Annotated in this window: 12 protein-coding genes and 1 pseudogene; 6 read left to right on the forward strand and 7 right to left on the reverse strand. The window is 71.8% G+C overall.

Annotated features, from left to right (window positions below; translation table 11 throughout):
- Positions 1–466 precede the first annotated feature (466 nt).
- The 4 genes from ACRYMN_RS19950 (at position 467) to ACRYMN_RS19965 (ending at position 4,870) form a co-directional block, all read left to right on the forward strand.
- Positions 467–1,654, forward strand: a complete 1,188-nt coding sequence (locus ACRYMN_RS19950) for a hypothetical protein (RefSeq protein WP_432498987.1) — start codon at positions 467–469, stop codon at positions 1,652–1,654.
- A 131-nt stretch (positions 1,655–1,785) separates the two neighbouring features.
- Positions 1,786–2,295 carry a hypothetical protein gene (locus ACRYMN_RS19955; RefSeq protein ID WP_432498989.1) on the forward strand — a complete coding sequence of 170 codons (510 nt, stop codon included), beginning with the start codon at positions 1,786–1,788 and terminating at the stop codon, positions 2,293–2,295.
- A 495-nt stretch (positions 2,296–2,790) separates the two neighbouring features.
- Positions 2,791–3,623, forward strand: a protein-coding gene (locus ACRYMN_RS19960) for an IS5 family transposase (RefSeq protein ID WP_432498992.1) whose coding sequence is annotated in 2 segments (ribosomal slippage) — positions 2,791–3,148 and positions 3,148–3,623 — 834 coding nt in all. Because the reading frame shifts where the segments join, the coding sequence is not laid out codon by codon here.
- Between the two features lie 836 nt (positions 3,624–4,459).
- Positions 4,460–4,870 carry a hypothetical protein gene (locus ACRYMN_RS19965; RefSeq protein ID WP_432498995.1) on the forward strand — a complete coding sequence of 137 codons (411 nt, stop codon included), beginning with the start codon at positions 4,460–4,462 and terminating at the stop codon, positions 4,868–4,870.
- A 169-nt stretch (positions 4,871–5,039) separates the two neighbouring features.
- On the opposite strand, the gene ACRYMN_RS19970 is transcribed toward ACRYMN_RS19965, so the two are convergent.
- Positions 5,040–5,222 carry a hypothetical protein gene (locus ACRYMN_RS19970; protein ID WP_432498997.1) on the reverse strand — a complete coding sequence of 61 codons (183 nt, stop codon included), beginning with the start codon at positions 5,220–5,222 and terminating at the stop codon, positions 5,040–5,042.
- Between the two features lie 748 nt (positions 5,223–5,970).
- On the opposite strand from ACRYMN_RS19970, the gene ACRYMN_RS19975 reads away from it, so the two are divergent.
- Both ACRYMN_RS19975 and ACRYMN_RS19980 read left to right on the forward strand, forming a co-directional pair.
- Complete coding sequence (locus ACRYMN_RS19975; protein WP_432498999.1) at positions 5,971–6,783, forward strand: alpha/beta fold hydrolase; 813 nt, start codon at positions 5,971–5,973, stop codon at positions 6,781–6,783.
- Positions 6,784–6,853: 70 nt separating this feature from the next.
- Positions 6,854–7,228, forward strand: coding sequence for a hypothetical protein (locus ACRYMN_RS19980; RefSeq protein ID WP_432499002.1), 375 nt, complete (start codon positions 6,854–6,856; stop codon positions 7,226–7,228).
- Positions 7,229–7,390: 162 nt separating this feature from the next.
- Here ACRYMN_RS19980 and ACRYMN_RS19985 read toward each other — a convergent pair whose 3' ends face one another.
- The 6 genes and pseudogenes from ACRYMN_RS19985 to ACRYMN_RS20010 form a co-directional block, all read right to left on the reverse strand.
- The gene (locus tag ACRYMN_RS19985; RefSeq protein WP_432499005.1) at positions 7,391–7,813 is read right to left on the reverse strand and encodes a GNAT family N-acetyltransferase; all 423 of its coding nucleotides are present in this window, start codon (positions 7,811–7,813) and stop codon (positions 7,391–7,393) included.
- A 213-nt stretch (positions 7,814–8,026) separates the two neighbouring features.
- Positions 8,027–8,941, reverse strand: coding sequence for a hypothetical protein (locus ACRYMN_RS19990; RefSeq protein ID WP_432499008.1), 915 nt, complete (start codon positions 8,939–8,941; stop codon positions 8,027–8,029).
- Positions 8,942–9,132: 191 nt separating this feature from the next.
- Entirely contained in the window at positions 9,133–9,405 is a 273-nt protein-coding gene (locus tag ACRYMN_RS19995; RefSeq protein WP_432499010.1) for a hypothetical protein, read from the reverse strand.
- Positions 9,406–9,412: 7 nt separating this feature from the next.
- Positions 9,413–9,709, reverse strand: a complete 297-nt coding sequence (locus ACRYMN_RS20000) for a hypothetical protein (protein ID WP_432499013.1) — start codon at positions 9,707–9,709, stop codon at positions 9,413–9,415.
- Between the two features lie 44 nt (positions 9,710–9,753).
- The gene (locus ACRYMN_RS20005; protein ID WP_432499015.1) at positions 9,754–9,990 is read right to left on the reverse strand and encodes a hypothetical protein; all 237 of its coding nucleotides are present in this window, start codon (positions 9,988–9,990) and stop codon (positions 9,754–9,756) included.
- Positions 9,991–10,201: 211 nt separating this feature from the next.
- Positions 10,202–10,309: pseudogene (locus ACRYMN_RS20010) on the reverse strand (IS5/IS1182 family transposase); the annotation flags it as partial.

The raw sequence follows: 10,309 nt of genomic DNA on the forward strand, positions 1-10,309 counted from the left end.
ACGGCGCCTTCGTGCCGCTGCTGGCCGACCGCGACCTGTCCGGCAGCGGCGTGCCGGTGGACCTCCTGGGCCGGCGGGGGGGGGGGGGCCCCCGGGCCCCCCCACGTCCTGCAGCCCTGCGGGCTGCCCCGTCGCGCCAGGGCGCGACGGAAGGACCCGCACCAGCGCACCTGAGCGGGTGGGAGAGCGAGATATGGCCATGCGCTTCGCTTACGGCCGCTCTCGCTGCCAGCTCGCTCCGCTCACCGGCCAGGGCACCAGTCCTCGCTGCCGCTCGGGTCGGCCCGGGTGAGGCAGTGCGCCGGCTTCCTCGCCCCTCGTGTGCCCACCCTTTGCCGCCGCGGTGGTGCGGGTGTTCAGCGCAGCGGGCGAGCGGCACCTGCTGGGCGGCACTGCCCGGGCGTGTGTCTGGATCGGGGTGTGCTGTTGGCCGAACGCTTGCCGTGGGGGGTGCCAGGCTCGCGGGGTGTTGACCTCCAGCCCGTCGCCCGAGCGTGTCCTGTACGCGGTCGAGGTCGGTGAGCGGGACTGGCTGGGCGCGGCGCGGGTGTGCGTGGCGGTGCTGGAAGTGCTGCGCCCGTCGGCGGGTGCGCTGGTGCTGGATGTGCACACCGACCGCTGGAGCGAGCAGCCCGCCGGCGCTCACGGCCCGGCCGCGGTGCTGCCCTTCTCGCTGCTGGAGCAGCAGGACTGGGCCGAGCAGGAGCTGCGCGAGTTGGACGCTGCGGGGCACCTGGCGCACCGCACCGGGCGCTGGCCCGGCGCGGTGGTGGTGGACCCGGGCGTGGAGGAGCACTGGCGCCTGGCGCGCACGCTGGCCACCGCCGCACTGGGGGTGCAGGTGCGCGATCGCGGTGACCGCCTGCTGGCCGAGCTGCAGGACGCCGGCACCGTCGTCACCGCGGCGCTGACGGGCGAGGAGGTGGAGCAGCTGCGCCGGCGGGTGCCTCGCGCGGCGGTGCGGGCGCTGAGCCAGGACGTGCGCGATCGCCTGCAGCGGGCGCTGGATGCGCAGGCCCGGTTGCGCGAGCGGGGCCGGGCGCAGCAGCGCGCCGAGCGGGCTAAGCAGGAGTGGGCCGAGCAGGCCGGGCGGCGTTCCCCGCGTCCGCGCATCGAGGTCGAAGCTGCGCCGGCGCACCCGGCGGACGACTACGCGGTCAGCGCCGAGGTGCGCACGCAAGTCCTGCCGGGCCGGCCACCGGCGCGGGTGGTGCTGCGGTTGTCCACCGGGCGCTTCGAGCGCCCACGTGAGCACGACGAGCTGGCGCACGTGCACGAGGGTGTCTTCGCGGTGAGCTTGTACGCGATCTCGTCCGGTGTCTTCCCCGACGGTGAGCAGCTGCTGGCGTGCCGGGTGCTGTCCGCCTCACGCTGGCTGATCGGTGAGCGCGCCACGCTGGTGGCCGACGTGCCCGGCGGTGAGCTGCTGGTCGGCACCGGGCGCCCGCCGCTCTCGGACGGGTGGGGGTTGTGGATGCCGTGGGACGGCTGGTCGGTGTGGGTCGAGCGCGCGGGGGAGGAGACCTTCGCGTTCGAGACGCCCGTGAGCTGGAGCACCGGCAGCGGCGTGGTCAGCGCCGCCGGAAGCGCTGTGGGTGGTGGGCAGGAGCCGGACGGCATCGCGCGGGTGACGCTGCGGCTGCACCGGCGCTGAGGCGGGGTCAGGCGCGGGCGGGGTCAGGCGTAGGCGGGGTCAGGCGCGGGCGGGTGGAGCCGAGCTGCGGGCGGCGGCGTCCCACCGCTGTGGCGAAAGACCTCGTGCGTGCGGTGCGTGCGCTGGGTGTGGTGAGCGTGGTGGGTGCGGTGGTGGTGTTGGCCGGCTGTGGTGGCGGGCCGGGTGGGGGCGTGGAGGTCCTCAGCGCATCGCGCGACGCCTCGGCGTCGGTGGTGGTGCAGGTCCTCACCGAGCTGCACGCGATCGATGCGCCCACCGCCTACACGGTGCAGGTGCACCACGCCGGTGACCGCGCCCGCACGAGCCAGCAGCCCGTGCTGGCGCTGGTCACGCCGGCGCGGGACACCGGCCCCGACGCTCAGGTCGTCGCGCGCCTGCGCCTGGAGCCGGGCGAGTACGACGTCGCCGTGGCGCTGCGCTCGTGCGGGATGCGCGCTTCGTGCCCGGACGATCCGGCCTCGTCGGACTTCTCGGGCTCGCTGTGGGAGTGCTCGGTGCGCGTGCCGTTGCAGGAGGGTGCTTCGGTGCGGGTGCGGACCGAGGACGGTCCGGCCGAGGACTCCAGCGCCGCGCGTTGCACGGTGGTCCCGGACACCGACGCCGCCGCCGACGCCGGCTGACCGGCACCTGCGTGGCGGGACGTGCCGGGCCGTCCTGCCGCGGTGCTCCGGCGTCCACGCTGCTGCCGGTGTTCGGGCGGGACGAGGACGACACGTGTCTGTGAGCACGTCTGTAAGCACGTCTCTGAGCACGTGGTGCCCGCTCGATGAAGGGCTGCCCACAGGAGTGTTGGCCCGCCCCCGTGACGAGGCGCCGGAAATCACTGCTGCCGGGCCTGCGGAGCAAGTTATAGACATAGGTGCCCTAAGTCCGTTCGCCCTGGTCAGGGCGTCGCTGCGCTGGGCATGGGGAAGGCCGGGGGAGGGGCCGAGGAGCGGGTGCGCCAGGGCGGGTGAGCCGGCGTCGAGCCGGGGAAGCGAACCGCCGGCAGCGGCCCGGGGCGGGCTCCGGGGCGGGCCCCGGGGTGAGATGGACTTAGGTGCCCTAAGAAGCCGTTGCAGAAGTTGGTCCAGGACTCTGGCGTGTCGCGCTGAGCCAGGCGCAGCCTGGATCACATGGCCACCAATGCCCTCGTTCAGCCTCGCCAGCTGATCACCGATGACCTGTGGGAGCTGCTGGCCCCGCTGATCCCGCCGCCACCACCGGCGCCGCGTGGCCGCACCGGCCGTCCTCGCCATGATGACCGGGAGGTGATCGAGGGCATCGTCTTCGTGCTGGCCACGGGCATCGGCTGGGCCAAGCTGCCGCTCGAGCTCGGCTACGGCTCGGGCTGGACCTGCTGGCGCCGGCTGCGCCAGTGGCAGGACGCCGGCGTGTGGGACGAGCTGCACGCCGCCGTCCTGGACCGCCTCGGTCAGCAAGGATTGTTGGACTGGTCCCGGGCCAGCGCGGACTCCGTCAGCGTCCGAGCGAAAAAGGGGGCGAGTTGACGGGCCCAAACCCTACGGACAGGGGCAAAGCAGGCACGAAGTACCACCTGCTCGTCACCGCCGACGGGCTGCCGCTGAACGTCGTGCTCTCCGGAGCGAACCGGCACGACTCGCTGTTCTTGGCCCCGCTGCTGGACGGGCAGCGAGCTGTCAAGGGCACCGGCCGCGGACATCCCCGACGCAGACCGCTCAAGCTGCACGCCGACAAGGGCTACGACAACCGGCGCTGCCGCGCCTACCTGCGCCGTCGAGGGATCACTGCACGCATCGCCCGGATCGGCATCGACTCCAGCCAGCGCCTGGGCCGACACCGCTGGGTCGTCGAGCGCACCATCGGCTGGCTGCTGGCCTACAAGCGCCTGGCGCTGCGCTACGACCGCACCGAGGCCACGATCACCGCGCTGGCACGTCTGGCCGTCACCTTGATTTGTGCCCGCCGACTACCTCCGACGAACTAATGCAACGGCTTCTAAGTCCCGCGGTGCGCCCGAGGGGTGCTGCGTGGGCGGTGGTGCGGTGCGCACCGCGGTGCCGTCGGCGCGGGCGCCGGGGCGCCAATCACCGCGGTCGCGACGGTGGGTTTCCGCCGTGGTGGTGCTGCCGGTGCGGTGCCGGCTGCGCGGTGGTTGCGGCGGGTTTTGGTGCTCCGGGCCACGCTGGAGCGCCCTGGGGAATGGCCACCCAGGACGGCTCTCCGGTGGTCGTGGGCGATGTGGTGGGACTGCCCTGGCTGTCGAGGCGCGGTCGGCGTGCGGCGTCCGTCAGGTGAGTTAGTGCTGTGAGAGTGCGCAGACCTTCACGCGGCTCTGGGGGTCACCTGCTGCAGCTGCCGGTGATGCGAGGTCGTGTCGGTGGCGCTGGCTACGTTGATCATCGTGGCGATCGGCGGAGGAGCGCGATGACCCAGCAGCGGCGACGGGGACGTCTACGTCCCTGTGAGGTGTGCGGTAAGCAGCACCACACCGGCTCCGGGCCGTACCGGGATTGCCAGCGCAAGGCGGGCAACCTGCCACCGTTGCAGCGGAGGTCTCGCACGCCCCGGCGCACTGCTGCACAGCCTGCTCCCCGGCGTGCTGCGCCCAGCGCTCGTCCCGCGCCGGTGGCCAGGTCTGGCCGCGCATCGGCGTCCGCATCGTCGTCCGGATCTGTGTCGTCGTCGCTATCGAGAGCCGCTCGCCGCAGCCGGTCCACGGCTGCATCACGACCGCCCACGACGCGCTCGAGTCGCCGGGCCGCGCGCAACGCCACGCAGCTGCACCGCGAGGTCGGCGAGAGGGCCAGCACGGCGATGGCGGTGTTGCAGCAGCCGTCCACCGGCTACGGGGCTGTCGCCGAGACGCTGCTGCAAGCACGCCCGATGAGCCGGCGTTTCCTGCGCCGCCACGAGCTGTGCGTGGCCTTGAACGACGTCGCCGCCGCCGTCGACCCTGCCACGTACGTCAGCGCGATCGGGCGCGGAGCGGCGGGTCTGCTCGTGGCCCGGGGCATGCCGGTGTGGGCTGCTCACGCGCTGATGGGCACCGCGGTCAAGACGTTGATGGTGGGAGCAGTGGTGGATCCCACGACGCACCTTCGCCTGGTGCTGCGCGGCTTGGTCGTGCTGGTGTGCCCCAGCCTGCAGCGCTGCCCTGCTCGTGCTCCGGTGTGCAGCGCCCTGGCCGACCCGGAGGCGGCTCAGCAGCTGCGGTCCGCTCTGGTCACCTGAGAGCGGGCGGCCTTGGCGGCTGCCGCGTGAGCGCGCCCGGACGGCGCGGCATGAGTGCGTAAGTCGTTCAGGTGGTGGGCACTCGTGCCGGCTCAGGTGGACTGTTCGTCGACCGCGGCGGTGGAGGGAGTGCGCAGATCGGGGTGCACGGTCCCTAGGCACATCTCGATCAGCGCCATGCCCGCGCCCGGTGCTGTGCCCGTCGATGCTCGATGGCGCTGACGACGTCTGCTCCGAACCACCCGGCGGCGCCCACCAGGGCCCACAACAGCGCATCGGGCCAGGACATCCACAGCCGCAGCACCACGGCGGTGACGAGGTAGCCGGCCACGGCCACCACGACCGCTGCCACCCAGCCCTTGGTCGATCGCGCGGATCGAGCAGATCGGGCAGCCGGCTCCTCCATGCGTCGGCCCTGGCAGACGGCGCACGCGCGTGCAGTGCTTCCGCAGCGCCGGCGGGTTCCCTTCGCCGGGCGATGTGCACTGAGCTGAGCGCTGGGTGAGGTCTTCTCGCAGTGCGGCCGCGCATCTGTGCTGCGCTGAGCGCGATGACCGTGGTCGCTGATCAGGGCAGAGTCAGGGAGGTCCCCGATGCCCACCGGTGCCTGCTCCCGTCAGGCTCCTGGGAGGTCACGACGAGGGGGAGGGTCACGGTGGACGCTGACAGCTTGTCCCGGGAGCACCTGGGATCGCGGGTGCGGATCGCGCGGCAGTACGCGTACGGACCGCACAGCGTGGTCGGTTAGCTGCAGGGCATCGCTCACCACCAGGAGAGCACCGAGCTGGACTTGAACGTGCTGGGTGAGAGGCTGCACCTGGTGGTCGGTCCTGACGACGAGCTGGAGGTGCTGCAGCCCGGGCGCTGAGCGTGGGGTGACGGAAGGGCGGCTCAAGGCGGCCCGACCAGCGGCTCGAGTCGACGCCGCCCAATAGTGATCGCGCGCAGGACGCCACGACCGTGACGTCGTGCGCATCGCGCAGCAGGCATGCGGCAGGCATACGGCAGGCGTGCGGTGGCCGACTGGTGCTGGATGCTGATCCACGCTCGGCCGCCTCAGCCGTCCACCGAGCTCAGCCGTCCACGATAGGAGTTCGCACGTGCAGCGCCTGCAGGTCCACCGCGAGGACGTGACTCTCTCGTACCTGGACTCCGGCGGTGCCGGGCCGGTGGTGGTGCTGCTGCACGGCCTGGCCGGCAGCGCGCAGGAGCTGGAGGCCACCGCGGGCGCGCTCAGCGACGGCTACCGGGTGCTCGCGCTGGACCAGCGCGGGCACGGGCACAGCACCCGCCGCCCCGGTGACCTCTCCCGCCGCGCGTACGTGCAGGACGTCGTCGCGCTCATCGACACCGCTGCCGGTGGTGGGCCGGTCTCGGTGGTGGGGCAGTCGATGGGGGCGCACACCGCGCTGCTGCTGGCCGCCTGGCACCCGCACCTGGTGCAGCGCCTGGTGCTGCTGGAGGGCGGTGTCGGTGGCGGGGCAGAGGACTACTCCGCGCAGCTGGGGGACTGGTTCGCCTCCTGGCCGGTGCCCTTCGCCTCCCGGCAGGCGGCGGTGGAGCACTTCGAGGGAACGCCCATCGCCACGGCATGGGCGCAGGACCTGCAAGAGCGTGAGGACGGGTTCTGGCCGCGCTTCGACGCCGATGTGATGCAGGCGGCCATCGCCGCGGTGGCCCAGAGGGCACGTTGGAGTGAGTGGCAGCAGGTGCAGGCGCCGACGCTGCTGGTGCAGGCGCAGCGCAGTGGCCTGGACGCTGCGGAGGTCGATCGGATGCTCGAGCTGCGCCCGGGCACCGGGCACGTCGTGGTGCCCGACGCCGGGCACGACGTCCACCTCGATCAGCCCCGGGCGTGGACGCAGCTGCTGCGCCGCTACCTGGACACCGCCCACGCGCCTTCCAGCGACTAGGGCCTGTCCTGCGGATCATGGAGGCGCGACTTCACGGTCATGTCGATCTGCGTGTGGTCCTACGAGCACCTTGAGCCACCTCTCCGAGCCCGGAACTGGCAACGTGGACCCCATGGTGCGCGCTCTAGACCAGGCGGTCGGATCGCTGGTGCTCATGAGCGACTACCTCGCCTCCACCCCGCTGTGGATAGGACTCGGCGCCTGCATGGGACGTGACTACCTCGAGCAGCTGCGCTTGCCTGAGCCGCTGGTGCGAGACCTGTTGACCTGGCAGGAGCTGTTCGACACCCACTACCGCCACGAGGACGGGTGGGACTCGCCGCAGGCGGCCAAGACCTACGAGCAGGACGGCCACCGGCTTCGATCAACCTTGCAGAAGGCACTGCCCGACTACGTCGTGCGGCTGGACCTGTGGCCGGTCACAGGGCAGGCCCCCGGCGTCTGAGCGCTTCGCAACCGTGCGCGGTCATAGCGCGGTCATGGCGCGAGCCGTGCGGTGCCGTCAGGACCCGTCGCGGACCTCCTCATCGGGTGCCAGGTAGATGCGCACCCGGTGCCGCTCACCCTGCAGGGTCACCCAGTCAGCATCACGACGATCCACCAACTTCTACCCCAGCCGCTCGTAGAGCTGCACAGCCGGCGCACCGTCGTCGACGACGTCGAGCATGAGCTGCAGAGCGCGCCGCCGGCTCCAGCCCTCGGCCTCAGTCAGCAACGCCGTCCCCAGACGAAGGCCCCGGCCACGCGCTGCGGGAGCGACGAACAGACGCGAGACGCCGGCCAGCCGCTGCACCGCTACCCCGGCCGCCGCAGCCGCCACCGCGTCATCGACGCCCTGCACCACGCAGACATGCCCCAAGGCAGTGCCGTCATCGTCGAAGGCGACCCACGCCGCAGCGCACCCATCAGGCGTGAGCCAGCGGGCGGCATCCTGCGGCCAGTACGTCGGGTACCCGTCGACGTCGTGCACCGCGCGCAGAGCCGCGACGCAGGCAGGCAGGTCCTCAAGGGTGCGTGCGCGAACGATCACCCCACCAGGATGCCGACCAGTGCGCTCCACTCTTCGAGCAGGCTCCAGGTCCGATCCATTGCCGTTCCCACGTGCGCTCATCTCGCGATCTGAGTGTGACCCGACCGTGCGCTGGAGTCATGGTCCGCAGGACAGCCCCTAGCCGTCACCTGCTCACTTCCCGGCACGAGCGGTGAGTCGAGGCTGCCGCACCGGACCCGCAGATAAAGGACGTTATGCGCGGGTGCTGCCGTGGTGCAGGTCGGGTCTGCGCACCTCGTGCCAGCTCACCGAGACCTCCGCGGCGCCGCCGGTGCGGTGGAAGCCGACCTGCTCCAGGGCGGGGTCGTCCACGGTGCTGGTGATGCGTTGCGCGCCGGCTTCGACGGCCTCGTGAACGGCGTGGTAGGTCAGCGCGGCGGCCACGGTGCCCGGGGTGCCGGGGACGAGCTGCAGGACCGCCAGGCGGGCCGGTCCCGGCTCGCGCCCGCTGCCGTGGCGCGGTGGGCGCGCCACGACGGCGTGACCCACGTACGGCTCACCGCGCGCGTTGTTCACGTAGGCGTGCAGCCAGGTCAGCAGCCGGCCCTGGCTCAGCAGGTGCCGGGCGGTGGCGACGTCGAGGCCGGCGCGGGCCAGGTGCTCGCCGTCGCCGCCACCGGGCCCGAGGTAGAGCGGGCCCAGGTGGTACCCGTGCGGCATGACGTCCACGGCCGCGGTACCGAAAGCGGTGTCGGTGCTCAAGAAGGTGAGCTCACCGACCGTGCTGCGCCCCGCGCGGCGGACCAGGCCGGTGTCCAGCTCCTCCATCAGCCACAGGACGACCTCCTCGGCCCAGGACTGCAGCGAGTACACGGAGGAGGGCTCGTGCACGCCCGGCGGGGGCGGGCCGGCCGGGCCGGGCACCAGGGGCACGGCGATGGCGTACCGGTGGGGGTCTTGCCGCCAGCGCAGCACCACGACGACGTGCTCAAGCCCGGCCTCGGGCTCGTCGGTGCTGTCCATGGCGTCCGTGTGCGGAGGTTCGTCGGCCAGGGCGGGGCGTACGTCGATGCCGGTGAAGCCCTGCGTGACGGCCCCCTCGATGAGGAGCCGATCGCGCAGGACCTGCACGACTGCCTCGCGCCGCCAGGGGAAATCCGTCGTCACCCGCGCAGCCTGGCACGAGCGCAAGGGCTCGAGCGGGGCGCCAAGCAGGAAGCCGGCGCTGAGCGCGGTGGGATCACTCGCACACTTCGGTAGCTGATATCGGCAACGTCTCGGTGACCACCTTCATGTGAGGGTCATGCGGGGCTGCAGCCTGTTCTGGCTGGTTGGCGGAGCCGACATGAGGGGGCGCGTCACTCCGCAGAGGCTCTATCAATCTCTTCGACAGCATCGGTCAGCGCACGGAGCACCTGCTCTGCCGGCAACTCAGGGACGCCCGCCGCGGTGATCCACGAGACGGGAACAGACACCTGGATCTGGATCATGAGCTGGTCGCGATAGGGACGGATGTGGATGGTGTACCCGTCCAAGAACCCTTGTGCGTGCAAGGCGTTCTCGATCATCGAGTAGGGAACGTCCCGGTCCGACCTCAGCACCACGCCAGATGCGCCCATCAGCGTCAGCATCGGAGGCTTACCCGCGAACCAGGCGCTGCTGGATGGCCTCGCGCAGCCACTGAGCCGGCGTCACGCCCTCCCTCTCGGCAGCAGCGCGCACGGCGTCGTCGACGTCTTGAGGAACTCGCGTGGACAGCCGCGGCGAGTGTCGGCCAGACGTCGATCCCAAGGCCGGTCGGCCGCGGCGCACCTGCGGCGGTCCCTGACGCTCGGCCTCGTCCGCGAGCTCGTTCAAGTACGCGTCGTCGTAGGGGCGTCCGCTCGGGTCGTGGACGACGTCGGTCGACGGGTCGTAGTCCGACTCCTCGGTCACCGACACAACACCGTCGGGCAGTCGCACCTGGTCCCCGGCACTCATCAGTTCTTCCCCTTTCGCAAAGACACGGGCATGACGTGCACGAACATGAGGAGGTCCTCTTGCCAGACCGCCATGACCTCCAGCTCCCGCCCTCGCTCGTCCGGGCCGACCCACCACAGCTGCGGGTCTCGGCCAGGCTCGAGGTGGACGAACGGGATCGCGGTCTGGATGACGTGCTTGGCCGAGCCCCGGCCGACGCGATGGCGGCGGGTGCTTTGCGTCCACGCCATCTTCACCTCTGCATTGTGTCACCGCTTAAGCGGTGACACAATTGCTTTCACGGGCGGTAGCGGCGCGCATGCCGACAGAGCGCGGCAGTGAGTCCTCAGTGATGACCGGCCGTGGCACGTGCAGGGACGTCGCCCGTCCCGGTGTCGTCCCCTCACCGTCAGAGGACCGTCCGCCGCGGCACTCGCCCTGCGCCCGGCCGGCTAACAAGCCGTTGCATTAGTTCGTCGGAGGTAGTCGACGGGCACAGATCAGCGTGATCGCCAGGCGGGCCAGCGCGGTGATCGTGGTGTTGCTGGTGTCGTAGCGCAGCGCCAGGCGCTTGTA

The organism is Kineococcus gypseus (assembly GCF_050871305.1).
In the GTDB taxonomy this organism is placed as follows: Bacteria; Actinomycetota; Actinomycetes; order Actinomycetales; family Kineococcaceae; genus Kineococcus; species Kineococcus gypseus.

Excerpts from the sequence above, each read along its gene's own strand:
- ACRYMN_RS19995 (WP_432499010.1), bottom strand. The coding sequence starts at position 9,405 with ATGCTGACGCTGATGGGCGCATCTGGCGTGGTGCTGAGGTCGGACCGG.